Source organism: Ureibacillus sp. FSL K6-2830, from assembly GCF_038004145.1.
Taxonomy (GTDB): Bacteria; Bacillota; Bacilli; order Bacillales_A; family Planococcaceae; genus Ureibacillus; species Ureibacillus thermosphaericus.
The window spans coordinates 2,614,452-2,638,852 of record NZ_JBBOQR010000001.1; the positions used below are offsets into that span (position 1 = coordinate 2,614,452).

28 protein-coding genes are annotated in these 24,401 nt (G+C 35.7%); 20 read left to right on the forward strand and 8 right to left on the reverse strand.

The genetic code is table 11. The annotated features are described in order from the left end of the window. Positions 1 to 15 precede the first annotated feature (15 nt). From NSU17_RS12860 to NSU17_RS12890, 7 genes are all read left to right on the forward strand, one after another. Positions 16 to 675 (forward strand): DUF72 domain-containing protein, encoded by a 660-nt coding sequence (locus NSU17_RS12860; RefSeq protein WP_340705203.1) that lies wholly within the window; start codon positions 16 to 18, stop codon positions 673 to 675. After that, positions 675 to 1,496 carry a sulfite exporter TauE/SafE family protein gene (locus tag NSU17_RS12865; RefSeq protein WP_016839283.1) on the forward strand — a complete coding sequence of 274 codons (822 nt, stop codon included), beginning with the start codon at positions 675 to 677 and terminating at the stop codon, positions 1,494 to 1,496. Before NSU17_RS12860 ends, NSU17_RS12865 begins: the two co-directional genes overlap by 1 nt. Before the next feature lie 22 nt (positions 1,497 to 1,518). Then, positions 1,519 to 2,883, forward strand: coding sequence for a bifunctional metallophosphatase/5'-nucleotidase (locus tag NSU17_RS12870; RefSeq protein WP_340705204.1), 1,365 nt, complete (start codon positions 1,519 to 1,521; stop codon positions 2,881 to 2,883). Between the two features lie 90 nt (positions 2,884 to 2,973). Then, complete coding sequence (locus NSU17_RS12875; protein ID WP_340705205.1) at positions 2,974 to 4,071, forward strand: HD-GYP domain-containing protein; 1,098 nt, start codon at positions 2,974 to 2,976, stop codon at positions 4,069 to 4,071. A gap of 69 nt (positions 4,072 to 4,140) precedes the next feature. Next, positions 4,141 to 4,896 carry a sporulation protein YunB gene (yunB, locus tag NSU17_RS12880; protein ID WP_026019140.1) on the forward strand — a complete coding sequence of 252 codons (756 nt, stop codon included), beginning with the start codon at positions 4,141 to 4,143 and terminating at the stop codon, positions 4,894 to 4,896. Between the two features lie 119 nt (positions 4,897 to 5,015). Further along, positions 5,016 to 5,915, forward strand: coding sequence for a lipoyl synthase (gene lipA, locus NSU17_RS12885; protein WP_340432294.1), 900 nt, complete (start codon positions 5,016 to 5,018; stop codon positions 5,913 to 5,915). Positions 5,916 to 5,957: 42 nt separating this feature from the next. Then, a complete protein-coding gene (locus NSU17_RS12890; protein ID WP_340432296.1) occupies positions 5,958 to 6,290 on the forward strand; it encodes a YutD family protein in 333 nt (110 codons plus the stop codon). Positions 6,291 to 6,331: 41 nt separating this feature from the next. On the opposite strand, the gene NSU17_RS12895 is transcribed toward NSU17_RS12890, so the two are convergent. After that, a complete protein-coding gene (locus NSU17_RS12895; protein WP_016839289.1) occupies positions 6,332 to 6,598 on the reverse strand; it encodes a DUF3055 domain-containing protein in 267 nt (88 codons plus the stop codon). A gap of 87 nt (positions 6,599 to 6,685) precedes the next feature. Here NSU17_RS12895 and NSU17_RS12900 point away from each other — a divergent pair, with 87 nt between their 5' ends. Then, complete coding sequence (locus NSU17_RS12900) at positions 6,686 to 7,135, forward strand: DUF86 domain-containing protein (RefSeq protein WP_168411993.1); 450 nt, start codon at positions 6,686 to 6,688, stop codon at positions 7,133 to 7,135. Further along, positions 7,135 to 7,899, forward strand: coding sequence for a TIGR01457 family HAD-type hydrolase (locus NSU17_RS12905; protein WP_340705206.1), 765 nt, complete (start codon positions 7,135 to 7,137; stop codon positions 7,897 to 7,899). Before NSU17_RS12900 ends, NSU17_RS12905 begins: the two co-directional genes overlap by 1 nt. 196 nt (positions 7,900 to 8,095) lie before the next feature. On the opposite strand, the gene NSU17_RS12910 is transcribed toward NSU17_RS12905, so the two are convergent. Further along, positions 8,096 to 8,332 carry a YuzB family protein gene (locus NSU17_RS12910; RefSeq protein WP_340432301.1) on the reverse strand — a complete coding sequence of 79 codons (237 nt, stop codon included), beginning with the start codon at positions 8,330 to 8,332 and terminating at the stop codon, positions 8,096 to 8,098. 174 nt (positions 8,333 to 8,506) lie between these two features. On the opposite strand from NSU17_RS12910, the gene NSU17_RS12915 reads away from it, so the two are divergent. After that, positions 8,507 to 9,577, forward strand: coding sequence for an NAD(P)/FAD-dependent oxidoreductase (locus NSU17_RS12915; protein ID WP_340705207.1), 1,071 nt, complete (start codon positions 8,507 to 8,509; stop codon positions 9,575 to 9,577). 70 nt (positions 9,578 to 9,647) lie between these two features. On the opposite strand, the gene NSU17_RS12920 is transcribed toward NSU17_RS12915, so the two are convergent. Then, positions 9,648 to 9,977, reverse strand: coding sequence for a YuzD family protein (locus tag NSU17_RS12920; RefSeq protein WP_016839294.1), 330 nt, complete (start codon positions 9,975 to 9,977; stop codon positions 9,648 to 9,650). 83 nt (positions 9,978 to 10,060) lie between these two features. Between NSU17_RS12920 and NSU17_RS12925 the strand changes: the two genes are divergently transcribed. Then, positions 10,061 to 10,297, forward strand: coding sequence for a NifU family protein (locus tag NSU17_RS12925; RefSeq protein ID WP_016839295.1), 237 nt, complete (start codon positions 10,061 to 10,063; stop codon positions 10,295 to 10,297). A gap of 72 nt (positions 10,298 to 10,369) precedes the next feature. Here NSU17_RS12925 and NSU17_RS12930 read toward each other — a convergent pair whose 3' ends face one another. Continuing rightward, positions 10,370 to 11,083, reverse strand: coding sequence for a DUF2225 domain-containing protein (locus NSU17_RS12930; protein ID WP_016839296.1), 714 nt, complete (start codon positions 11,081 to 11,083; stop codon positions 10,370 to 10,372). A 145-nt stretch (positions 11,084 to 11,228) separates the two neighbouring features. Between NSU17_RS12930 and NSU17_RS12935 the strand changes: the two genes are divergently transcribed. Both NSU17_RS12935 and NSU17_RS12940 read left to right on the forward strand, forming a co-directional pair. Next, on the forward strand, positions 11,229 to 11,600 hold the full coding sequence (locus NSU17_RS12935; RefSeq protein ID WP_016839297.1) for a HesB/IscA family protein: 372 nt from the start codon (positions 11,229 to 11,231) through the stop codon (positions 11,598 to 11,600). A gap of 181 nt (positions 11,601 to 11,781) precedes the next feature. Next, the gene (locus NSU17_RS12940) at positions 11,782 to 12,279 is read left to right on the forward strand and encodes an NUDIX domain-containing protein (protein WP_016839298.1); all 498 of its coding nucleotides are present in this window, start codon (positions 11,782 to 11,784) and stop codon (positions 12,277 to 12,279) included. A 272-nt stretch (positions 12,280 to 12,551) separates the two neighbouring features. Here NSU17_RS12940 and NSU17_RS12945 read toward each other — a convergent pair whose 3' ends face one another. Beyond that, a complete protein-coding gene (locus NSU17_RS12945; RefSeq protein ID WP_340704487.1) occupies positions 12,552 to 13,676 on the reverse strand; it encodes an IS4 family transposase in 1,125 nt (374 codons plus the stop codon). A 291-nt stretch (positions 13,677 to 13,967) separates the two neighbouring features. Here NSU17_RS12945 and NSU17_RS12950 point away from each other — a divergent pair, with 291 nt between their 5' ends. After that, positions 13,968 to 15,770, forward strand: coding sequence for a carbon starvation CstA family protein (locus NSU17_RS12950; protein WP_340705208.1), 1,803 nt, complete (start codon positions 13,968 to 13,970; stop codon positions 15,768 to 15,770). 130 nt (positions 15,771 to 15,900) lie between these two features. Next, positions 15,901 to 16,230 carry a YuiB family protein gene (locus tag NSU17_RS12955; RefSeq protein ID WP_340705209.1) on the forward strand — a complete coding sequence of 110 codons (330 nt, stop codon included), beginning with the start codon at positions 15,901 to 15,903 and terminating at the stop codon, positions 16,228 to 16,230. Positions 16,231 to 16,276: 46 nt separating this feature from the next. Here the strand turns inward: NSU17_RS12955 and NSU17_RS12960 are convergent, their stop codons facing one another. Continuing rightward, positions 16,277 to 16,753, reverse strand: coding sequence for a divergent PAP2 family protein (locus tag NSU17_RS12960; protein ID WP_340705210.1), 477 nt, complete (start codon positions 16,751 to 16,753; stop codon positions 16,277 to 16,279). Between the two features lie 263 nt (positions 16,754 to 17,016). Here NSU17_RS12960 and NSU17_RS12965 point away from each other — a divergent pair, with 263 nt between their 5' ends. The 3 genes from NSU17_RS12965 (at position 17,017) to NSU17_RS12975 (ending at position 19,923) form a co-directional block, all read left to right on the forward strand. After that, on the forward strand, positions 17,017 to 18,522 hold the full coding sequence (locus tag NSU17_RS12965) for a leucyl aminopeptidase (RefSeq protein ID WP_340705211.1): 1,506 nt from the start codon (positions 17,017 to 17,019) through the stop codon (positions 18,520 to 18,522). Between the two features lie 77 nt (positions 18,523 to 18,599). Next, a complete protein-coding gene (locus tag NSU17_RS12970) occupies positions 18,600 to 18,806 on the forward strand; it encodes a hypothetical protein (RefSeq protein ID WP_096551674.1) in 207 nt (68 codons plus the stop codon). A 553-nt stretch (positions 18,807 to 19,359) separates the two neighbouring features. Further along, the gene (locus tag NSU17_RS12975) at positions 19,360 to 19,923 is read left to right on the forward strand and encodes a DUF5366 family protein (protein WP_096551672.1); all 564 of its coding nucleotides are present in this window, start codon (positions 19,360 to 19,362) and stop codon (positions 19,921 to 19,923) included. 210 nt (positions 19,924 to 20,133) lie between these two features. Here the strand turns inward: NSU17_RS12975 and NSU17_RS12980 are convergent, their stop codons facing one another. Next, positions 20,134 to 21,984 carry a transglycosylase domain-containing protein gene (locus NSU17_RS12980; protein WP_339288178.1) on the reverse strand — a complete coding sequence of 617 codons (1,851 nt, stop codon included), beginning with the start codon at positions 21,982 to 21,984 and terminating at the stop codon, positions 20,134 to 20,136. Positions 21,985 to 22,248: 264 nt separating this feature from the next. Here NSU17_RS12980 and NSU17_RS12985 point away from each other — a divergent pair, with 264 nt between their 5' ends. Then, positions 22,249 to 22,836 carry a peptidylprolyl isomerase gene (locus NSU17_RS12985; RefSeq protein WP_016839493.1) on the forward strand — a complete coding sequence of 196 codons (588 nt, stop codon included), beginning with the start codon at positions 22,249 to 22,251 and terminating at the stop codon, positions 22,834 to 22,836. A 17-nt stretch (positions 22,837 to 22,853) separates the two neighbouring features. Then, the gene (locus NSU17_RS12990) at positions 22,854 to 23,081 is read left to right on the forward strand and encodes a hypothetical protein (RefSeq protein ID WP_340705511.1); all 228 of its coding nucleotides are present in this window, start codon (positions 22,854 to 22,856) and stop codon (positions 23,079 to 23,081) included. A gap of 80 nt (positions 23,082 to 23,161) precedes the next feature. Here NSU17_RS12990 and NSU17_RS12995 read toward each other — a convergent pair whose 3' ends face one another. Next, on the reverse strand, positions 23,162 to 24,364 hold the full coding sequence (locus tag NSU17_RS12995) for an MFS transporter (RefSeq protein WP_340705212.1): 1,203 nt from the start codon (positions 24,362 to 24,364) through the stop codon (positions 23,162 to 23,164). Positions 24,365 to 24,401 lie beyond the last annotated feature (37 nt).

The window sequence follows — 24,401 nt, forward strand, 5'->3', positions numbered from 1 at the left end:
TGGGGGTAGTTCACCGTGAAGGCATATCAAGGAATGACCGGTCATGGTAGAGATAATATTCCGTATCAAAACCGACAAGAAATGTTTGAAGCATTTCGCCAATGTGCCAATGCCTTTCACAAGTCCAATAAATTAGCTATGGTACTAGTCCAATTCCCACCATGGTTTGATTGTACCTCTCAAAATGTAAAGTATATTGTATATGTTAAACAACAATTAGAAGAGTTTCCAATTGCTATTGAATTTCGTAACCAAACTTGGTTTCAAAGTGATAGAGAGGAAGCAACGATTCAATTTTTAAGAGAAAATGGACTAATTCATACCGTTTGCGATGAACCACAAGCCGGTATTGGTTCAGTGCCCTTTGTTCCGAAAGTAACAAATAAGAAAGTACTTGTCCGTTTGCATGGAAGAAATGTTTTTGGATGGCGTAATTCGGGTGCTCCTAATTGGAGAGAGGTTCGTTTTTTATACGACTATACAAAAGAGGAGCTAGAAGATTTAGCAAACAAAATAAAAGATTTGGAATCCAATGCGGAAGAAGTTTTTGTACTTTTTAACAACAATTCAGGGCATCATGCAGCAAGTAACGCAAAAATGTTTCAAGAAATTTTAAATATCAATTTTGAAGGTCTTGCACCGAAGCAATTAAATTTTTTTGAAGGGGAATTTTAATGGGATATTTACTTCTTTCCATCATCGCACTTTGTGCTGGAATATTAGGTTCGTTAGTTGGATTAGGGGGAGGGGTTATTTTAATACCAGCAACGCTTTTTTTCGGTATTAATTTAGGCTTTTTTCCTGACATTACTCCGCAGCGAGTCGTTGGTTTATCTGTAATCATGATGATTTTCATAGGTTTGTCTTCAACGATTTCATATATGAGATCAAAACAAGTGGATTTCATAAGCGGATTAATTTTTTTTATAGGTAGTGCACCAGGTACAATATTGGGCGCTTGGTTAAACAAAGGGTTGGATATTGATTCATTTAATTTATATTTCGGTTTTTTACTAATCGTTTTGTCAACAATATTGTTTGTACGAGATAAGTTAAAGCCCATTAACTGGTTTATTGATCACGGATTAAAAAGAAGTTTTACAGATCGCCAAGGCCAAAGTTTCGAATATGGCTATCCTATATGGTTTGCTGTTCTCTTTTCCTTCTTTGTCGGCATGATTTCAGGATTATTTGGCATAGGTGGAGGTTCATTACTTGTTCCTGCAATGGTGTTATTGTTCCGTTTTCCACCACATGTTGCAGTTGCTACTTCGATGTTTATGGTGTTTTTAACATCATTAGTCAACTCGATGAGTCATATATATTTAGGAAATATCCCTTGGCACTATACAATTCCCGTAATTGTTGGGGCTTATGTAGGTGCGAAATTAGGTTCAGCTTTAAACAAACGATTGAAATCAAAAACGGTTGTTCTTGTATTGCAAATCGTTATGGTATTAATCGGTATCCAATCGATTTTAGAGGGGCTATTTTAAATATTGAGAGATGGTGAATAGTTTGCTAGAAACGATTCATTTTTATCATACAAATGATTTACATAGCCATTTCGAATATTGGTTGCGTTCTCAATTTTTCATTCGAAAAGAACGCCTTGCCTACGCAGAACGTGGAGAACCTAGTTTTTTATTTGACATTGGCGACCATTTAGATCGTTCGAATATATATACCGAAGCAACGCTCGGTTTAGGGAACGTCAAACTATTAAATGAAGCTCAATATGATGTCGTTACAATCGGAAATAATGAAGGAATTACGTTAGATTTTGACGAACTTTATCATTTGTATGATGAAGCAAATTTTGAAGTAGTTGTCGCTAATTTAAAGGCAGCAAATAGAGAAAATCCGAAATGGCTAAAACCATATACAATCTTAGAGACTAAATACGGAACAAAAATAGGTGTAATTGGTGCTACAGCTTTTTATGAATTGTTTTATAAAGAACTTCAATGGGATATTGTAGAGCCGAGAAAAAAGATAATTTCTATTGTTAAACAGCTTAGGGAGCAAGTCGATATCTTACTATGTTTATCTCATTTAGGAATTACGGAAGATGAATTATTGGCTCAAGATTGTCCAGATTTAGATGTAATTTTTGGTTCTCACACTCACCACTTTCTTGAAACAGGTAAAATGGTAAATGGTGTTTTGCTCACTGGTTGTGGTAAATTCGGGGCATATACTGGACACTTAACGATTCAATTTGATCACCGCGAGCGAAAAATTATTCGGAAAGAAGAAAAGATTATTGATAATGCATTGTTACCTGAAATTGACGGGGAAGTGGAGTTTCTAGAACAGTTATCGAGCACTGGCAAGGAGTTAATGAGCGAAACGATTTTCCAAACAACGAAAAGTTATAATAAAGAATGGTTTCATCATTCCCAAATTTCTAGGCTTTTTGCAAAAGCAGTATTGGAACATACGGGTGCCGATTGTGCGATGTTTAATGCAGGAATATTTTTAGATGGCTTGAAAAAAGGTAATATTAGTAAATATGATATTCATCGAATTTTACCCCATCCCATTAACTTATGTGTTGTAGAAATAACTGGTAGACAATTGAAGGAAGTGTTTCTTCAAGCGAAGAATGATGAGTGGTCACAACTTGAGTTAAAAGGATTAGGTTTTAGAGGATTAATTTTTGGAAAAATATTAACGTATGATTTTTCGGTAAACCAAAATCGGGAATTAATTGTAAAAGGAGAAGTCAGTGACTTAAATCGAACATATCAATTAGCGACGCTTGATATGTTTACTTTTGGATATTTTTTCCCTAATTTTAAATATGCGAAAAAGAAATATTTTTTACCATATTTTTTGAGGGACGTTTTAATAGATTATTGTAAACGGTATTTAAATTGAAAATTTTTACTAAAATGTTCCTAAATGATATTACTGGCTATATAATATAATTTGGAATACTGAAATCGGCAGAATGGGGTAAACATTATTATGCGACTCATTTCTATTAATGCAGCAAAACCAGGAATGATAATGGGGAGAGCAATTTTTAACGAATCAGGACACCCATTAGTGCAGCGACATGTAAAAATGACCGAGGGCATTATACGAAGATTAAAGCAAATGAACATTCAATATATATATATTGAAGATGAAATTTCCAAGGACATTGTAGTGGAAGAGACGGTACCCCTAGAACTCAGAGCAAAAGCTGTATCGAATATTGAGCGTTCTTTCCGTCAAATGAAAGGATTAAATAGTCGTGATGCGGCTTTTGTTTTAGATAAGGAATCAAAAAAGTTGAATTTTTTAGTAGATGATTTGTTAAAAACGATATTTAGCAATAATGAAATGTTAACGATAATAACGGATACTTATCTTTATGATGAAGCGTTGTTCCAACATTCCTTTAATGTAACCCTTTATTCTCTTGCAATAGCGAAAGAACTCGGATACCCGTATGAAGATTTACGTACAATTGGAATTGGCGCATTATTACACGATGTAGGTAAAATGGTGCTGCCACTCGAAATTTTACATAAACCTGGACAATTAACTGATGAAGAATTTGCCATTATGAAACTACATACCCGTTACGGGTTCAATATTTTACGAAATTTACATACGGTTTCTTTATTAGTTGCTCATTGTGCCCTACAACATCATGAACGTTTGGATGGCAGTGGATATCCAAGAGGATTAGTAGACAATGAAATTCATCCATATGCAAAGATTATTGCAGTGGCCGACGTTTTTGACGCGGTCACATCAGATCGGGTTTATCGCGATAAAATGTTGCCTTCGGAAGGAATTGACCTAATTGAATCTGATAGTGGCACACTTTTTGAAAAACGAGTGGTAGATGCTTTGATTAAAAGTGTTGTACACTATCCAAATGGAACGGTTCTTTGTTTATCGGATGGAAGAAGGGGAATCGTTGCAAAACAAAATACTAAACAATCCTCCCGTCCCTATGTTCGCATTTTTGAGGAAAACGGTATGTTATTAAAGTCTACTTATCTATTAAATTTAGAAGAATTTCCGCAAGTTGAGATATTAAGAGTAGATACTGAATATTTACAGCCTTGAATAGCAATCTCCTCCTGTTCATAAAATTAGCTAGGAGGAGATTTTTTGTTTTCACGAAAACCTCGTAGAATGATGATTCGGTCACCGAATAGACGAAAAAAAAGAGCAAATCGTTTTGCATTATTTCTTATGAGCTTTGTATTCACTGTGATATTATTTTTATATTTTTTAAACTCTCGATTGATGCCAACCTATTTAGATTATGCTGAAGTACAAACATATAAAATCGCCTCGCATGTAGTAAGTAAGGCAATCAATGCAAGAACTTCAAGTGTGCTAGATGTGAATGAAATAATTGAGGACTTGCCTACGGAATCAGACTACATGTTGACAACGAAATTTAATACTGAAATTATTAACCAAGTCCGCGCGGAAACGACAGCCCTCGTAAAAGAACATCTAGAAATGGCGGAAAGGGGAGACTTGTCCCAGCTTCCTGAATTAGAAAATGTAGAATATGATGTTTCGGAAATTCAAAGAGGGGACGGCATTGTCTTTTTTGTTCCACTTGCTCAAGCGTTAAATCTGCCCCTATTAGGTAACTTAGGACCTAAAGTGCCAATACGTTTTCACATCATTGGAAATGTTTCGAGTGATGTTGCGACAACCATAACAGAGTTTGGAATCAATAATGCACTTGTAGAAGTGAACATTCGCTTAAAAGTAAATGTCCAAATCATCGTGCCATTTGCTAGTAAAACTGCTACTGTAGAACAAACGATTCCAGTCGCAATTGGACTGACTAGAAGCCAAGTTCCAAATATTTATACAAACGGTGGAGATGGTGCACAACCTTCTATTGAAGTCCCTGTTCCATATGAATAATAATAGAAAATAATATTATTGAACTTTATCGATATTGTTAGTTGTTGCAAAAGCATTAACATGATATATTGACAAGTAGGTTATACTATTTTTTCTTAATTGATAGGGGCTGATACGAAATGAGCAATAAAGAATTTCTAAGGAAACCCGAATGGTTAAAGATAAAGTTAAATACGAACGAAGAATATCGAGATTTAAAAAAATTAATGCGAGAAAATAACTTGCATACTGTTTGTGAAGAAGCACGCTGTCCAAACATTCATGAATGTTGGGGAGAGCGAAGAACGGCAACGATGATGATTTTGGGGGCTGTTTGTACCCGAGCATGCAGATTCTGTGCGGTTAAAACGGGACTTCCAAATGAGCTGGACTTACAAGAACCAGAACGTGTTGCTGATTCAGTAAAAATTATGAATTTAAAACATGTCGTAATCACAATGGTTGCGCGTGATGATTTAAAAGATGGCGGAGCAAGCATATTAGCTGAAACAATTCGCGCCATTCGACGTAAATCACCGCAAACTTCGATTGAAGTTCTACCTTCTGATTTAGGCGGGGTAGAGGAAAATTTACGCATTGTCATGGATGCAAGACCAGATATTTTGAATCATAATATCGAAACTGTTCGAAGACTTACTCCGAGAGTCCGTGCTAAAGCAACGTATGACCGTTCACTAGAGTTTTTGCGCAGAGCAAAAGAAATGCAACCGGATATTCCGACAAAATCTTCTTTAATGATTGGACTCGGTGAAACATGGGATGAAATTTTAGAAGTAATGGATGATCTCCTTGCTAACAATGTTGATATCATGACAATCGGACAATATTTACAACCAACGAAAAAACACTTACCAGTTAAAAAGTATTATTCACCTCTAGAATTTGGAAAACTTCGAAAAATTGCGATGGAAAAAGGTTTCAAACATTGTGAAGCAGGTCCTTTAGTTCGTAGTAGTTATCATGCGGATGAACAAGTGAATGAAGCAACGAAAACTAGACAACTCCAAGCAGAGATGTAATGAAATAAAAAGTGATCAAGTCGTAGAATTGGAGGGGTTTGGGTGATTGTAGTCGAAGGAATTGGCTATGAGTTAATTGAAAATTATCGTGACGGTTTTCAAGACGAAACATTTATAAATCGATATACGGACGTATTAGCGAAGTATGATTATATCGTCGGAGATTGGGGATATGGTCAACTTAGATTAAAAGGTTTTTTTGATGATCGCAATCAAAAATCTACCTTTGATAATAAAATTAGCACCGTTCAAGATTATTTATTTGAGTATTGTAATTTTGGTTGTGCGTATTTTATTTTAAGAAAAATTGGCCGAGTCCCACAAGAAAAGCTTGTATCAGCTCCGCAGGGGTATTCTCACGACAAAATCAAATAAGAAAATGAAGGCCATCTCCCTTGTTGGAGATGGCTTATTGATTATGACAATAATTCCATTAAATATTCTCTTAAATCTTCAGCCTCTTCTTCTGTTTTATTAAAAACATGTTCTAAATAGCCAGGTTCTTCTAAATCATCTGGTCCGATAATCGCAAATCGGCCAAATTGCATATCTAAAACAAGAACTTTTCCATAAAAACGTGTCGATTGCATAATCGCTAAATCATAGCGAAGTTTTTTTCCAGTAAAGCTGACAAATCTTGTCTTTGTATCTTCTATATCATCATATAAGAAAAATCGTTCCATCGCTGTTTTGGTCTCCTTCCAATACTACAGAATATGTTACTATAGAAGCGGGAAAACTATCAACTTTTTGAATTGGAGGCATTTGTCATGTATTTTGTTGACAGAAATAAAATTACGAGAACTTTATCATATTTAGATGAAATCATCTCCATTTTTGAACAGAAAGAAGATTGGTTAAAAGATGATATAACAAAATTAGCATTGGAACGCATTACACATAATGCAATTGAATCAGTCATCGACGTTGGAAACTTGATGATTGACGGTTTTATTATGAGAGATCCTGGCAGCTATGACGATATTATTGACATTTTGATTGATGAAAAAGTTATCGCAAGTGAAAAAGAAAAGCCATTCAAAGAATTAATCAGTTTACGCAAAAATATCGTCCGTGAATTTACACAAGTAGAAATTGAAAAGGTTTATGAAGTGTTAAAAAATACATTACCAGCGTTAAAAACATTTTCAAAAGAAGTAACGCAATATTTGGAAAATGAATTAGGACCAGTGTCCGCATTTTTACCGGAGGATCGTTGATGAAGCACTATCGAGCGTACTGTTTTGATTTAGATGGCACAGTATATCGTGGAAAAGAAGTTATTCCTACTGCCATCCAATTCATCCATCAATTAGAAGATAAACAGTTAGATTACTTTTTTGTAACAAATAATTCGTCGAAAACTCCTTCCCAAATTAAACAAACACTTCAGCAGTTCGGATTGAACGTTTCTGAAAAACAAATTTACTCAAGTTCATTAGTGACTGCAAAATATGTGAAAATGCATTTTGGACAAGCTAAAGTATTTGTTATTGGCCAGGATGGAATCCGTTACGCACTTCAACAAGAAGGAATTGACATAGTGGAAGAAAATCCTGATGTAGTTGTAATGGGAATTGATCGAAAAATTGATTATGAAAAATTAACGAAAGCTTGTATTGCTGTTCAAAATGGAGCAACCTTAATTGGAACGAACGAAGATATTAAATTCCCAACAGAAAAAGGGTTCCATCCAGGGAACGGTTCTTTTGTTAAACTCGTTAGTCAAGTTTCTAATGTGGAACCAATGTTTATGGGGAAACCATCGCCAGTTATGCTAGAAATGATACAGCAAGAATATGGCTATAACAAAAATGAGATGCTAATGATTGGAGATAATTACGATACGGATATTTTATGTGGTATTCGCTTTGGCTGCGATACTGTTCATGTCAATACGGGTGTCGTGAATACGGAGAAAGTTAAAGAAAAAGAGGTACAACCAACATACTGCATAAATGATTTAAGCGAATTTGAATTATAAGGGAAACAAAATTTGTCATAATAAATGATAGATATACGTTATAGCTAGTTGTCTTCTGCGGTACTCCTTTACAACCACCTGACTACCGTAGAGACAGCTTAAAAATATTCATAGTAAATATTTGAGCCTGACCAAAAAGTTTGTACTTTTGGTCAGGCCATTTTTCAATCTGTATCTAAACGAAATGATGACATGATTAAAAAAGAGGGTTGTCTTTAATATATTCATAAATCTTTTTCGTCAATTCTTCAGGAGTATCAGCTTCAACCATGTCTCCATTGACGAGAGCATATAACTTCTCTGCACACATTGTACAATAACTTAAACAACCGTATTCAAGAACATCTATATTTGGATCATTTTCCAATACATCATATGTTTCTTGAGAGCCCATTGCTAAATTCGAAATACAAAATTCCACTAACGGATTCACAAAGGTTCACCTCACTCAAAAAAATCCTACTCTTAAATTTTACATTCGTCAATGAAATAAACTTTATGTGAATCCTTTCACAAAAAACTATTGTGAAATCTCTCACAATGTAATATACTAATGTTTGTGTAAATTTAGTGAACTGCAAGCAATAAAAAAATAGGGGAGTTTTCTATGAAAAAACTTGTATTACTAGGCGGCGGTTATGGCAACATGCGTATTTTGCTTCGATTGCTACCTAACCAAATTCCAGAAGATACGATGATTACATTAATTGATCGCAATCCGTTCCATAGTTTAAAAACAGAGTTTTACGCACTTGCAGCGGGGACAACAACTGACAAAAAAGTACGAGTTGATTTTCCTGAACATCCAAGATTAGAAAAGGTGTACGGAGAAATTACAAAAATTGATCGTAAGGAAAAAACGGTTCATTTACAAGATGGAACGGTTATCCCATATGATGATTTAGTAATCGGTCTAGGCTGTGAAGATGATTATCATGGTGTACCTGGAGCAGAGGAGTATACATTGAGCATTCAAACGATAGCAAACTCTCGCAAAACGTTTGAAACGTTATGCGGCTTACCTCCAGGTTCTATCGTTGCAATCGTAGGAGCAGGATTGAGTGGTATTGAGATTGCTAGTGAATTAAGAGAAAGTCGCTCAGATTTACAAATTAAATTGTTTGACCGATCTTCTCGTATTTTACGTTCATTCCCTGAAAAACTAAGTAAGTATGTAAAAGAGTGGTTTGAAAAAAATAATGTAGAAATCGTTGCAGAATCTAACATTACAAAAGTGGAACCTGGAAAAATCTATAATCATGATGAAGTAATTGAAGCAGATGCCATTGTTTGGACAGCTGGTGTGCGTCCAGTGAAAATTGTTCGAGAAATGGATGCTGAAAAAGATAATAAAGGTCGACCACTTGTCAACCAATATTTCCATCTCGTTGATGATGAGCATGTTTTCGTTGTAGGAGACTGTGCTTCATCTGATTTGCCAGCCAGTGCACAACTTGCTGAAGAACAAGCTGAACGAATTGTTCGTGTGTTAAAACATCGCTGGAAAGGTGAAGCGTTACCAGAAAAAATGCCAGATATCAAATTAAAAGGATTTATGGGATCTTTAGGGAAGAAACAAGGATTTGTTTATATTGCGGATACAACGGTAACAGGTAGAATTGCACGTTTACTTAAGTCAGGATTGCTTTGGATGTACAAACGTCAAAACGATAACTAAATGAAAAATTCGCAAGTATTTTCCTTGTAATACTTGCGAATTTTTAACGTGAAGAAAACGTATGTTAATATTACTCGCTAGGCTCAAAACCTAATTTTTCTAAAGCTTTAAAAACCGGCTGTATTTGGATATATCCTTCTCCGACAACTTCATTGTTAATAAGTACTAGAGGATAAAAATATTCATCATTATGAATGCGTTCAGCATATTCTTGATCCCGTTTATCTGTTAGCGGTTCGTTGATATCAATGTAGCGAATTGTAAATGGTTGATTCGGATATTTCCGTTTAATCGCTGCTTCTAACCATTCGTAAGTGTCTTTGGATGAAGGTGCATTAACGCAACTTGCACAAAGAACGTCGGCACCAAAAACTTCAATAATTGGCATATTTTTATTCATATTATTACACCTTTCGTTACGATAATAATGGATTTTTTCTCTTGTTCACATTATAATAATTTTAATGAAAGGAGTCGAGGAATATGACAAATACTGAACAATTTGAACAAGTAAAAGAAGTTTTAGATAAATTACGCCCGTTCTTACTACGCGATGGTGGAGACTGCGAATTAATTGATGTGGAAGACGGCGTTGTAAAATTACGTTTACTAGGTGCATGTGGTTCATGCCCAAGCTCTACAATTACATTAAAAGCCGGCATCGAACGTGCATTATTAGAAGAAGTACCTGGTATTGTTGAAGTAGAGCAAGTTTTCTAATTGAAAAACGACTAAACTAATTGAAAACGGTGTACTCTTCTATTTAATATGAATAGTGAGTACACCGTTTTTTTATTCAGTAATTACATTTCCTTGATTTCGCTCTTCGCGAATGATTTGCCATTGTTCCTTAGCCATTTCTATTATTTTAGGTTCTCCACCATGTCGTTGATTTTCTATTACTCTTGAGAAGAATCTCGTTGCATTTGATATGTCCCCGATTCTTCGTGAAAGTTCAGCAATCAAGTACATAACACGGATTCCGCTCATTCCAGTGCTTAAATAGTCTTCTGTTGAGTAAGAATCCATATATAAATCTCTGGCAATTTTTAAAAAACGTATTTCTTGTTCTTTATTTTGAAGAGTACGATATAGCCAGCCAATTCGAAGAGCAAGACCTGCTCTTGCAATGAATTTTTCATTTTTTAAATTACCGCAAACGAGTGCGAGTTTATATGATTGTATTGCTTGGGCTATTGTACGTTCACCGCTAAAGCTGTGTGGAACCCATTTTTTCGTAATTTGCTCTTGAATTTTTTCCCGTGTACCTGGTGCAAAATATTTAGAAAAATCTTCGGTGAAGGAAAAGCCGCAGTGTTGACAAACAAATACATTGTAGTATAAAGGATTGACATTCGAATCAGAATAAATGGGACGAAAATCAGTTTCAGTATTTTCAACTTTTACGAACTTGGAACGAACTTTTAGGGTAGGAAATTTTTTTTCACAAAAAATACAAACTACTTTTTTTACATAAAAAGGGGAGATTTCTGTATGGTTTTCCATAATATACTACCTCCTGAGCAGTAGGTTATAAGACTATTATACTGGCAGATTCAATAAATGAGTTTAACAATAATGTGTATAAAGCAGTTTCATTGTCATATTCATGATTGCACTGTTATTATATTGTTTAAGGAAGGTGATTCGGATGAGTGCAGAAAAAAGAGTTATTGAATTAACAGAAGCAGCTGCATTTCGCGTAAAAGAGATGGCAAAACATAATGAGGAAGAAAGTTCTTATTTACGTTTAGCTGTTCATGGTGGTGGTTGTAGTGGTCTTACTTATGGCATGAATTTTGATCAAAATGTAAATGAAGATGATTATATCGATGAACAGCACGGAATTAAAATTTTAGTATCACAACAAGATGCCCCTATTTTAATGGGGACAAAAATTGATTATAAACAGTCGTTAATGGGCGGTGGATTTACGATCGACAATCCGAATGCCATTGCATCTTGTGGTTGCGGTTCATCTTTCAGAACAGCGAAAGTTACTGGCACACCGGAAGAATGTTAAAACGATTTATATTAATTGGGCTGTCTAGAAGAGAAATTTCTGGCGGCCTATTTTTATGAATTTTTTTAAGTGAACTAGGTGCTACTACCAAATAAGGAGATAGCTGAAAGTTTTATAGATATATTCAAATAGCTATAAGCGTTGTAAAATAGTGGTAAGTTTAAACAAAGGGTGAGTATATATGAAAAAAGAACGAGGAAAAGTATGGTTAGGTGCAGGAGCTGTTGTTGTCAATTCAGATGGAAAATGGCTCGTTGTAAAAAAGAGATATAGTGGATTAAAAGGAGTATGGTCAATTCCAGCAGGATTTGTGCAACTAGGTGAAACTGCTGATGAAGCAGCACTCCGGGAAGTAAAAGAAGAGACTGGGATTGATTGTATCGTAACCGGCATGGTTGGATTTAGAACGGGGGTTATAAGAGGAGAAGTAAGTGATAATATGGCCATTTTTGCTTGTAAACCAATTAATGAAGAGCAACCGATTTGTATTCAAGAACGCGAACTAATTGACGCCAAATGGCTTTCTGTCGAGGAATTATTAACTGGCGGAGAAGCTTCCATCATGCTACAAAACATGGCAAGTGATACTTTAATTCAGCATCAGCTATCAAAAAATGAGGGGATTAATCCAGGAGATTGGTTTCAATATACATCCTATCGTGTGTTTTTTAACAAGTAATCTTTGAAACTTTATTGAATAAATCAAAGAATAGGATAATAGTATAGTAAAAAAAAAAGAGATTGATTTTTTTGAAAAAATATAAAATAATGATAAAAAATATTATTTTGTAAAAGTTATAATTTTTCACTACCGTCGCATAAATGATGTCTGAATTTTCAGTTTTATTTTTTCTGGACTTTAGAGAAAAAACGAAAACACCTAAGCGAGGGTAGTAAACATCCATTTTTTTACTATAACCTATGACTTGTGCAACAACGACTGGCAAACCTTTATGGGACGCCGTTTCCTTCGATTTTTCGTAACCAAATGTGAGCCGATTTCCATAAAGATGCCTTTAGATAACGACTAATTTGTAAATAACTTCGGTCACTATTTACGTTCAGCTGTGCTAATACATTTAAACAATACACAATCATCGCAACGTACACTTGGTTGTGGACGGCTTGTTCACTGTGACCGTAGAATTTTTTAATGTTCAGGTGCTGCTTCATCCATTTGAAGAACAGTTCAATCGCCCAGCGTGACTTGTAGATTTCAGCGATTTCAACTGCACTTAAATCTAAACGATTTGTCAGTAAATGAAGCTCATTTCCTTTTGTGTCATGCAATTTGAGTAAGCGAAACACGTTTTCAGAACGATTTTGTGGTGTTCCAATGACAACCATTTCATCAGAGAATACGGGTGAATCTTCTGGTAACGAAAAGGATTCTAACACTCGGACAACAGCGTTTTTACGCAAACGGGTCACAAAGAAATAGCCATCTTCCGTCATTTGATCAAAGCGCCCATAATCCAAGTAACCACGATCAAACACGTACATGCATTCTTTGTCATCCACGAATACTTCTAGTTGACCACGATCATGTTCGTTGGCATTCGTGAGTACGGCTTTATCTGGATAGGAGAGTCCTTTTTCCATAAAAACAAGTCGTAAGTGAAGCTTTACTCCTGATTTTGTTTTTCGAAACTCTGCCCACTTATGATTGGTCAAATTAAGCGGTAATGTACTCGAATCAATGATTTTCAAAGGCGTTGTCAGCTTTCTTCGCTTTTGAAAATGTGTTTTCTCATGAATTTGAGCCACTAAATCAAGAAAAATCGATTGAAAGAAAACCGTTGGAATGGCGTTGATTCGTCTCCCTAACTGTGAAAAACTAATCGATTCCAATCCCGTTGCTCGTTGTAATTCTTCTAAAAAGACAGCGTCACTCAACGCCCGTAAACTCTCGGTTTCATGGAGTTGGGCATACAAAAGCAGTTTCATAAATGAAGCCATATAAAGCTTCTTGGTATAGTGATTTAATTGATGTGTTTTCACTAGGTCGTCAAATAATGGACGATTAATCGGTGAAAACCATTGTTCAAATGATGTTTTTCGTGTAGACTTATCCATGCGATTGTCCTTTATTTTGGATTTGGATGGTTTACTACCACCCAACCATTATAAAGGATTTTTTTTTGTTTGGATTATATTTCAGAAAATTCGGTTTGTTTGAAGGTGTTAAATTATTTTAATGCGACGCTAGTGATAATTTTTATACTATTACAAAACAAATTTCATATAGTTTATTACATTTTCAACAATTTCTAAAAGGAGGATTGGACAAGGGGGTTATTTTAAAATAGAAATCGATTCTGTTAGTAGTTATTCGAAGAAATGAATAGTATGGGATGGGGGAATTTTATGAATGGTCTTTCTATTGTAATCGGTGCCATCTGTATACTCGTGATTGGATACCGATTATATGGTTATTTTTTTACAAAAAAAGTTTTGTTAATTAATGAAAAAACACCAACACCTGCCCATGAATTAAACGATGGGCAAGACTATGTGCCGACAAACAAATGGGTAGCATTCGGACATCACTTCGCCGCAATCGCTGCAGCTGGGCCGCTTGTTGGACCTGTACTTGCTGCACAATTTGGATATTTACCAGGTTTACTATGGTTGTTAATTGGTGCGGTGATTGGTGGAGCAGTACATGATGCCGTTGTATTATTTGCATCCATGCGCAAAAAAGGGAAATCCCTTTCTGAAGTGATGAAAGAGGAGCTTGGGCCGGTTGCAGGATTCTGTACAGGTCTTGCTATGTTATTCATCATTACGATAACAATGGCTGGTCTTTCCATGGTAGTGCTTGGTGCATTAGAAAGAAATCCGTGGGGAACTTTTGCAGTAGGAATTACAATCCCAATTGCTATGCTTGTAGGGATTGCCTATAAAAAGACTGGTAATTTAATTGTAACATCTACGATTGGATTTATTTTATTAATGATCGGCGTATTTGCTGGACCGTATATTCAAGGAACAGTGCTTGGTGATTGGTTGACGTTAGATCGCCAAACTTTAGCGTTGATCTTACCGATTTATGCATTTTTTGCTGCGGCATTGCCGGTATGGTTTTTGCTTGCACCTAGGGATTATTTATCAAGCTTTATGAAAATTGGGGTATTTATAGCTTTAATTATTGGGGTATTTTTCGTTAACCCTGTAATTCATTTCCCAGCAGTAACAGAATTTATTCATGGTGGAGGGCCAATCATTGCAGGTCCTGTATGGCCATTTGTTTCAATTACCATTGCTTGTGGTGCCATTTCCGGTTTCCATGCATTCATTGGATCTGGAACAACGCCTAAGATGTTAGATAAATGGGAAGATATTCGCGTTGTAGGATTTGGAGCTATGCTAGTCGAAAGTTTAGTAGGGGTAATGGCGCTTGTTGCAGCTACTTCTTTGCATCCTGCTGATTATTTCGCAATCAATGCAGCTCCAGCAGTATTTGCCACATTAGGAATGGAAGTTGTCAACTTACCTCAATTATCACAAGCGATAGGTATTGATTTAGAGGGAAGAACGGGCGGTGCCGTATCCCTTGCAGTAGGGATGACACAAATTTTTACTGGAGTGCCATGGTTCACAGAAATGAGCGGTTACTTCTATCAATTTGTCATCATGTTTGAAGCAGTGTTCATCTTAACTGCAATCGACGCAGGTACTCGTGTAGCCCGCTACTTAATTCAAGATTTCTTAGGAGATGTCATCAAACCGTTAAAACGGACAGATTGGTTACCTGGTACAATCATTGCTAGTGCTTTAGCGTGTTTCATGTGGGGGTATTTACTGTACACAGGTGAAATTGGACCAATTTGGGCGTTATTCGGTGTATCTAATCAGCTGATGGCTTCCATTGGATTAGTTATTGGTGCAACGGTTGTATTAAAAATTGCTACAAAACGGATTTATGTTTTAACTTGTATTATTCCATTAGTATATTTATATATATCAGTAAATGTTGCAGGAATTTGGATGATCAAAAACGTGTACTGGAATCCAGCAGCATCTGGTTATTCTGTATTAAATGGCGTATTATCCGTTATTATGTTGATTTTAGGTGTTGTTGTTGTGATTACAGCTATTAAATCATGGATTAATCTATGGAATAGTCCAAGATTTGTAAAAGGTAAAGCGGTAGGAGAAGCGGTATAACATAAATTTAAGTCTAGCATTCTATAGTTGGAATGCTAGACTTTTAATTTTAATAATGATTTGTTTTTCCATTTGAAAGGACAACTTAATTAGGTTAAACTAGGTAAAGGAAAATGGAGGTTATACATACATGGGTGGTTCTGTATCAATTATTCAATTAGTGATCTCGATTGTACTATTTTTTGTTATGTTTTTTGGAATCGGTTTCTTATTAAATATGCTTCTTCGTATGACATGGTTAATGACGATCTTATATCCGATTGTCGTTATTTTTATTATTGATGAAGTGAGTTTTTTAGATTATATATTCAAACCTACTGTTGCATGGCCTGCTTTGTGGGATAAAGTTTTATCTCTTCAAGTGGTGGATATCGCCATTTTGTCTGGTGGATTTGTAGGTACAATTGTTGCAGGTATTGTTATGATTATATTAAGAAAGAACGGTTATCGAATGTTTTAAAAAAGGATATATCCAAAAGTGAAAGACGCTTTTGGATATATCCTTTTTATATGATGAAAGAATAAAATATGAAGGAAATTAGAATACCAGTTATGGCACCAGATAATACTTCATTCGGCTTATGACCTAACAATGTTTTTAATTCTTCGTGTTTTTCATGTCCATGTTTATCAGTCCAATGTTTCATATCCCTAAAGAATATGGTTAACTCTTGGCGTATCTTGTTTAACATAGCTGCATGTTGACCTGCCTGATATCGTACGCCGCTAGCATCATACATTACGATTCCAGCAAACAATGCAGCAATGGCAAATACAGGTGAGTCAAAACCGGTCTCGTATCCGATTGCAGTAGCAAGACTTGTCACTGCAGCTGAATGAGAACTAGGCATGCCGCCCGTAGACGTTAAAAGAGACCAGTTAATTTCTTTTGTAAACAAAAAATGTATGGGTACTTTAATAAATTGTGCAAAAAAAATTGAGAATATCGCTAGAAGTAATGGTGCGTTTTGAAATATTGCCAAACCGTAAAAACCCTTCCTTTCACGTCTTTCCATAAGTATAGCATAACTAATATACAACAATTAACGTTTTGAAGTAAAAAATTTCTTAATTATTTAATTTTTTTGTTAGCGAAATTGTTTAGGATACGAGACAAATTAAAGGAACTTCAAAGCAATGTTTCGCTTCATGATACTAGTCCACTTCCTCATAAAAATTGGGTTATACTTAAAGTGAATAGATATATTGAAGCTCGTATACAATGAATTCTATTTGGAGGTTAAAGATGATTATTCAAAAAGAGAGAAAATCCTTTGAACAAATATCGACTGAATTGTTAATTGTGGGAGTTCAAAAAAACTGCGACCATATTAAAGGATGGAAAGAATTCGTATCATTTTACGGAGAACATGTTGAAAAATGGATTCGTACTGGAGATATCGAAACGGAGCGCAAAAAATTAACAAAGATTCCTTATTTGGGAGCTAATGAACATTTACAACGAATATTATTTGTAGGATTAGGTGATACGAAAACATTAACGCGTAATGAATTGCGAGACATATTTGGATTAGTGGGCAAAAAACTTCGGGAGATGAAAGCGAATCGATTTACGATTTGGTTAGAATCTTTTACAGCAGATCCTATTCAAGAAAAAGATATTGCGTTTTTATTTGCTGAAGGGAGTGGCATGGGTTTTTATCAAGTTCCCCATTATAAAACAACTTCTAATGAACCAGATGTTTATTTGGATGAAGTTCAATTCGTTACGAATGCAGATATTGATGAAATTGTTGAAAGCTACAAACTTGGAAAGATTTACGCAGATGCAGTGAATGAAGCAAGAACGTTGGTGAATTTGCCACCGAATATATTGAAAGCAACTGATTTAGCGGAATATGCTGTGAATTTGGCAAACAACTATGGCTTTGAAGTAGAAATATTAAATAAGGAACAACTCGAAGAATTAGGAATGGGAGGCATTTTAGCGGTAAATAGAGGCTCAACGAATGAACCGAGAGTTATTACATTAAAATATAAGGGAACAGAAGAATGGAAAGACGTAATTGGATTAGTTGGAAAAGGAGTAACTTATGATACAGGAGGCTACTCCATCAAATCGAAAACTGGAATGGTAGGCATGAAAGGAGATATGGGGGGAGCTGCATCGGTACTTGGAGCCATGAAAATTATTGGAGAAATGAAGCCAAAAAAGAATGTTGTCGCAGTTATTGGCGCAACTGACAACATGATTTCAGGAGATGCCTTTAAACCTGATGATGTCATCACGACTTACAGTGGAAAAACGGTGGAAATTAAAAATGCCGATGCAGAGGGCCGTCTCGTTTTAGCCGATGCAGTCACTTATGCAAAACAACAAGGAGCCGATTATTTAATTGATGTGGCTACGTTAACAGGCGGGGTCATCACAGCTTTAGGATATGATAAAACGGGCGCATTATCGAATAACGAAGCGTTTTTCGATGCTTTTATTGAAGCAAGTGTGAAAACTGGAGAATTTGTTTGGGGCATGCCGCTTACTGAAAGGGATAAAAAACGCATCCGTGATTCACAAATTGCAGATTTAAATAACTCTCCTGGAAGCGATGGACATATGATTTTTGCAGGTGGATTTGTTGGAGAATTTGTAGAAAATACACCGTGGATTCATTTAGATATTGCCGGGACATCTGATACTACAAAACCCCATGAGTTGGGGCCAAAAGGTGCAACAGGTGTGATGGTTAGAACACTTGCGACATTTATCAAAGATTTTACATTTCATATATGATAAATGTTCACATTAGGCAATTCACATAGCTTTGCCTCTTTTTCTTACATATGTTATCAAAGAAAAGGAGGTTTACTATGACTGGTTATCGCCATAATCAACGTCCTGGATACCATCATCGTGATGGATTTAGTAACTTTGGCTATCCGTTTATTGGTGGATTTTTAGGTGGATTATTAGGAAATGTCTTTTATCCACAGCAATTTTATTATCCACCTAGCTATCCATATTATCCTTACTATCCATACTACCCTCCGTTTTACCCGCCATTCCGCCGTTATTAAAAAAGGGGTGCGTTCAATCGCACTCCTTTTTGAGCTCTTTCTGTCGAAGGTCATATCGAGTAGATGAGGCAGATAGATGGTGTGAAAGTGCATGTACTTACCCGGGGAGGTCTGGCGGATATGTGAAGTACTCTTCATAACCTACTTAGTGATAAGTAGCTGAACCGTCAGAAGTCAGCAGAGGTCATAGTATTAGTTGGTTTAGAACTACTAAGAAGGACCGAACAATTAAGAGAGAATAGCCCTTGGCATTCAGTGAGTCATGATGAACACAGAAAACGTAGTACCTCACTTGAGGAAGGAAGCGGTGAATCCCGCGGGGGACCTCTTGGAGGATGGAGTGACCACTGGCATAAAGAGAACAGCTATTCACGGAAGTTATATAAAAACTTGCGTCAATCATCTTAATTGAACCGCCGTATACGGGACCGTACGTGCGGTGGTGTGAGAGGACGGGAGTTAATCGCTCCCTCCTACTCGATTTCTTCTCTTGATAGATTGAAATTTTTTGTTATGATATGGTAGGAAAATACAATAAACGAGGCAAAGTACAATGAAAAATCCATACGTATATGGTTATTTACCATTATTTTCAATTATTCTGTATAGCCTAACTTTTGGAATTTTTACAGTAAGTAAGTCTATTCAACTTTTTCAATCTATTGGAATCTATAATGGCATGCGAGAATTTCTAACAGATGTAGAAATTCGGATGCTATTATTGTTTGTATTCTTCCTTTGCTTTTTCATGCTGTTTTCAGCTTTAAAATTGATTGGAGAAACGATTCACGAAATAGGGATGTTGTTTTTTTCAAAGGATTCAGAAGGGGGTGCTGTTAAAGCAGCACGCGGAGGATATGTACTTTTCTTTATCGGAAGCCTTATTAGCGCCTTTGCTGTCCAATCCTTTACTGCACTACTAATCATTTTTGCATTATCACTATTTTGTTTTTTCGTCTATTCAATCTATAAAATGAGCCAATATATGTCTTTATCTGGGATGATTGGATTAATCGCCTTTGAAATACTCTTTTGGTCTTTTTTTATAACAGTCGTCATTTTTGTTTGTATGAAACTTTACAACGGGATTTTGGCGAGTTTGCCTTTTGCTAAATAAGGGATGGACACTCTTATGCTAATCTGATTGAAGCGAAAGGAAAGTTCCTGCCGTGTTCGCTTCGTCGCAATTTATCTGCGATGAAAGCAATATGAAAGTAAAGCTTTCCCGCGGGAATGGACATGAATAAGAGAGGAAAGCCCATGCCCGCGGAAAGCTTCCAGCTGAAGCGAAAATCTATGATAGAAAAATATCATCCAAATAGTCATTTTATTGGTTAATAATACGGTTAAATATGTTGAAATGAATTCGATCGTCTTCTAATTGAAGCATAGATGTTGGTTGATCATAGCCAATCCAAACGGCTACGGTATATTCATTGGATAATCCAGCGATCCAAAAATCTCGATATTCGTTCGTAGTGCCTGTTTTTACCCCAATGTAGGATGAATTTGCATGAATCCCTCTTCCTGTTCCACTTCGCACTACTTCTTTTAATAATGAACGCATGTATTGTACAGTTTGTTTAGACCATATTTGTTTCCGTTCCGATGGCCACTGATACAATATGTTTCCTTGTTGATCGGTAACTTTTCGAATTGCATGGGATTTAACGTAACTTCCATCGATAAAGCTTGTATATGCATCGGCCAATTCTAATGTAGTTACACCGTATGTTAGTCCACCTAATGCAGCTGCGTAGTTTTTATCTTGTTCTACAATCGATTTAAAATTGAATTGTTGTAAATATTGAAAGGCTGTCTCTATACCAACTTTTGAAAACAGACGAACAGCTGACGTATTCAAGCTATGTTTAAAGGCAGTTGAAATCGTTACATCGCCATAGATTGCTCCGCCGTAGTTTTGTGGACAAAACGCCCCAATGCAATATTTTCCTCCATTCACGATGGAGGAAGGTGAATAATTTGTTCTTTCAAATAGCGGTGCATATACAATTAACGGTTTAAAGGATGAACCTGGCTGTCTCGGAGCCTGATAAGCTCTATGAAAATCGAATTTATTGTAGTTTTTTCCAGCATACATACTCACGATTTCCCGCGTTTCATTTTCAATGACAACCGCGCTAGATTGCAAATTTTGAATGGTTAAAAGAGAATTAATTGATACATCATCTTTTGATTGTTTTTCAGGATCTAATGCTGTATGTATAATGATGCCAGAATAAAGAAGTTCATTGATTTTGTTATCTAATTCTTTTTGAAGCAGCAATTTTTCCTCTGGTGAAGCTTGTTGCAGCGCTTCGTTGTATCCCTCAGTTTCTGCAATTAATTGATTCAGTTCATGTAATACATACGTGCTGTAAGCAGGGAAGTTTTGCGTTTTTTCTTTTATGTTCAACTGAATGGGTTCTTCTTTATATTGTTTTGCTTCATCAAGGGAAATGACATTTTCTTTTGCTAGAAGATCAATTAAACGTTCTTGACGTGCTTTCGTATTGTCAAAATGCTTTAACGGATCATAAATAGAAGGGTTATTTGGTATAGCTGCAATAAAGGCGATTTCCGCAACGGATAAATGTTGTATTGGTTTTTGAAAATAATAGGTTGCAGCTGAATTAATGCCATACACTTGATGACCGAAGTACATTTCATTTAAATACATTTCAAAAATGCTGTCTTTATCATATAGTTTTTCTAGTTCGTAAGCATACAACACTTCCATTAGTTTGCGTTCATATGTTTTCTCTTCCGATAAATAAAGCATTCGAACAAGCTGCTGGGAAATTGTACTGCCCCCTTGTTGAATAGAATTTTGTTCCGCATTGGTTATGACAGCCCTCATTATAGCACTTATGTCAAAACCGATATGTTGATAAAAATCTCGATCTTCACTCAAAATAAAAATTTGTTTAACGATTTCGGGTATTTCTTCTATGGGAATAGGATTTCTCCATTCCACGTAATCTTCGTTAAATAAATCTCCGTTTCGATCTAACATTTTAACAGGAAGCTGTTTTTTTATTTCTGGGAGTTTGATTTGTTCCTGAATTTGTTCTTTATGATTTTGTGCTTTGGCTGCTTCTTCCCAAATTTTGTCTCCAACAACAAAAAGAAGAGGGAAGAGGCAAAGAATCATAAGATACCCTAACAATTGCCTCACATTTATTCCTCCTATTGCCTACAAGAAAGAATACCATATTTTTCATTAGAACAGTTCACTTTTCATATCATTACAACATGTTTATAAAGAAATTTCCGAAAAAGATGAATGAAAGAAAGAGGAGTATAACAACTTAAAATAAGTAGAAATAGAAGTGAAATAACTTAATTAGCGGAAAAAATTCATGTTTTATGGTAAACTGAAACGAGGAAAATAAGAAAATGTAGTCATCACTATGATTTTATTTATAAAGGAGAAGAAGAAATGTACCCACAATTAACGAAAGAATTAAACCCTGGAGAAATCTTAGTTGAAATGAAAACGACAATGGGGTCAATGAAAATAAAGTTGTTCCCAGAACATGCACCTAAAGCGGTTGAAAACTTTTTAGGTCATGCAAAGTCAGGTTATTATGAGGGTATTATTTTCCACCGTGTTATTGCTGATTTTATGATTCAAGGCGGAGATCCAACTGGTACAGGTATGGGAGGGGAATCCATTTGGGGAGAACCTTTCGAAGATGAATTCCATCCTGAACTGTTTAATTTACGTGGAGCGTTATCCATGGCGAATGCTGGTCCAAATACGAATGGTTCTCAATTCTTTATTGTACAAATGCCGCAAGTACCAAGTGATATGATTGGACAAATGGAACAAGCAGGTTTTCCAAAAGAAATCATTGAGGAGTATGCTCGTATTGGAGGAACACCTTGGTTAGACTATAAGCATACTGTATTTGGTCATGTTGTTGAGGGTATGGAAGTTGTAGATAAAATTGCCAATGTCGAAACAGATTTCCGAGATAAGCCGTTAGAAGATATTAAAATAGAATCAATTACAGTGCTTGAATAAGACGACAGAAAGAAGTGATGATTGTGCACTTGCTATTATTATATGGCGATTTTTTATATTTTCCGGAAGACAAAAAAGCATATATTCCAGCTGCAGTTGAATTGATATTGCTATTTGTACTTTGTTTTGCTGTCTTTTTCCTTGTAAAAAAAATATCAAAAATACAAGAAATGAAGACAAAAGAGTTGGAAAAGCGAATGTTGCATGAGCGGGAACAAAATAAAGACACAATAATAAAAGAGTAGGATTAGCTACATGAAAAGGCTGTCTAAGAAGCATAAGCTTTTAGACAGCCTTGATTGTTTTAAACAACTTACTATTCACCTTATACACTATGTTTTTGTTGAAATCTTTTTAACGAAAAATTTAAAAAGATAAGATAAGAAATTGTTGTAGTGACAGTAATCAATATGAACCCTTTCCATCCTAAATTATTATAAATGGGGGCAACCAAGGTGCTTCCCGATGCAACACCGATATAATAGGAAACTAAATAAAGACTTGATGCACTTCCTTTTAAATGGGTTGCAGTTTTGCCAACACTTGCTGCAGTTAGCGAATGGGCGGTGAAAAAGCCGAAACAAATTACACACAAACCGAGCAATACGATAAAGAGTGAAGAGTGCAATGTGCATAATACTCCGAATGATAATAAGCAGATTGCAACTGTTCGTACTTTATCTAATGTAAATTTATTTGATAGCCAACTCGCAATAGGAGCTCCTAATATTCCAAAGGCATAGGCAAAATACAAAAAGGAAATGGAGTCAAGCGACATTGAAAAAGGCGGTTCTGCCAATTGGAAAGGGAGGTATGTCCACGTTCCAGTAAATGTGATTTGTAATACTATACCTAATCCGAATAAAACAAGTAAATTTGGATTTTTTAAATGAAAACCGAATCCTCTAATATCTTCCCAAAAACTTACAGAACTTGGAATGAAATGTTTTGATGATGGTAATGCAATTAAAACAAAAAGAAATACACCAATCCCAAAAATGGTAATGATCGTAATTGCTAATTGCCAACTGTAGTTTTCTGAAAGATACCCTGCAAGAAAACGTCCAATCATTCCACCAAGCGCATTGGTAGAAATGTAAATGGATGTTGCTAAATTTCTTACTTTCGAATCCATTTCCTCTCCGATATACGCAAGAGATGCTGCCGGAACGCCAGCAAGGGTGAAGCCTTGAATTAATCGCAATATTGAAATCACCCAATACTTTTCCACAAAAAGCATAACCAGAAAAGGAATGATAGATAAAAGAATAGAAAGTTTAATAAATAATACTCTTCCATTCCGATCCGATAAAAAACCTAAAACAATCAACCCTAGAATCAAAGATAAGGTTGCAAGCGACATGGTTAAACTAGAATATGTTACGGATATTGCAAATTCTTTTTCAAATACAGGAATGAGTGGTTGAAAGGCGTAGAAAGTTGCAAATATAAAAGTTGAAGCTAAACCGAGACTCGCGACAACTCGCCAATAACCAATTTCATTAATATGATACCCCTTTGTTTCCATACGTGAACACCTACTTAATGGAAGTATAACGGACACA

Excerpts from the sequence above, each read along its gene's own strand:
- NSU17_RS12945 (WP_340704487.1), bottom strand. The coding sequence starts at position 13,676 with ATGGATAAGTCTACACGAAAAACATCATTTGAACAATGGTTTTCACCG.
- NSU17_RS12905 (WP_340705206.1), top strand. The coding sequence starts at position 7,135 with ATGAAGCACTATCGAGCGTACTGTTTTGATTTAGATGGCACAGTATAT.
- NSU17_RS12895 (WP_016839289.1), bottom strand. The coding sequence starts at position 6,598 with ATGGAACGATTTTTCTTATATGATGATATAGAAGATACAAAGACAAGA.
- NSU17_RS12965 (WP_340705211.1), top strand. The coding sequence starts at position 17,017 with ATGATTATTCAAAAAGAGAGAAAATCCTTTGAACAAATATCGACTGAA.
- NSU17_RS12940 (WP_016839298.1), top strand. The coding sequence starts at position 11,782 with ATGAAAAAAGAACGAGGAAAAGTATGGTTAGGTGCAGGAGCTGTTGTT.
- yunB (WP_026019140.1), top strand. The coding sequence starts at position 4,141 with ATGATGATTCGGTCACCGAATAGACGAAAAAAAAGAGCAAATCGTTTT.
- NSU17_RS12875 (WP_340705205.1), top strand. The coding sequence starts at position 2,974 with ATGCGACTCATTTCTATTAATGCAGCAAAACCAGGAATGATAATGGGG.
- NSU17_RS12985 (WP_016839493.1), top strand. The coding sequence starts at position 22,249 with ATGTACCCACAATTAACGAAAGAATTAAACCCTGGAGAAATCTTAGTT.
- NSU17_RS12865 (WP_016839283.1), top strand. The coding sequence starts at position 675 with ATGGGATATTTACTTCTTTCCATCATCGCACTTTGTGCTGGAATATTA.
- lipA (WP_340432294.1), top strand. The coding sequence starts at position 5,016 with ATGAGCAATAAAGAATTTCTAAGGAAACCCGAATGGTTAAAGATAAAG.
- NSU17_RS12900 (WP_168411993.1), top strand. The coding sequence starts at position 6,686 with ATGTATTTTGTTGACAGAAATAAAATTACGAGAACTTTATCATATTTA.
- NSU17_RS12920 (WP_016839294.1), bottom strand. The coding sequence starts at position 9,977 with ATGAATAAAAATATGCCAATTATTGAAGTTTTTGGTGCCGACGTTCTT.
- NSU17_RS12950 (WP_340705208.1), top strand. The coding sequence starts at position 13,968 with ATGAATGGTCTTTCTATTGTAATCGGTGCCATCTGTATACTCGTGATT.
- NSU17_RS12995 (WP_340705212.1), bottom strand. The coding sequence starts at position 24,364 with ATGGAAACAAAGGGGTATCATATTAATGAAATTGGTTATTGGCGAGTT.
- NSU17_RS12935 (WP_016839297.1), top strand. The coding sequence starts at position 11,229 with ATGAGTGCAGAAAAAAGAGTTATTGAATTAACAGAAGCAGCTGCATTT.
- NSU17_RS12970 (WP_096551674.1), top strand. The coding sequence starts at position 18,600 with ATGACTGGTTATCGCCATAATCAACGTCCTGGATACCATCATCGTGAT.
- NSU17_RS12955 (WP_340705209.1), top strand. The coding sequence starts at position 15,901 with ATGGGTGGTTCTGTATCAATTATTCAATTAGTGATCTCGATTGTACTA.
- NSU17_RS12930 (WP_016839296.1), bottom strand. The coding sequence starts at position 11,083 with ATGGAAAACCATACAGAAATCTCCCCTTTTTATGTAAAAAAAGTAGTT.
- NSU17_RS12990 (WP_340705511.1), top strand. The coding sequence starts at position 22,854 with ATGATTGTGCACTTGCTATTATTATATGGCGATTTTTTATATTTTCCG.
- NSU17_RS12975 (WP_096551672.1), top strand. The coding sequence starts at position 19,360 with ATGAAAAATCCATACGTATATGGTTATTTACCATTATTTTCAATTATT.
- NSU17_RS12915 (WP_340705207.1), top strand. The coding sequence starts at position 8,507 with ATGAAAAAACTTGTATTACTAGGCGGCGGTTATGGCAACATGCGTATT.
- NSU17_RS12925 (WP_016839295.1), top strand. The coding sequence starts at position 10,061 with ATGACAAATACTGAACAATTTGAACAAGTAAAAGAAGTTTTAGATAAA.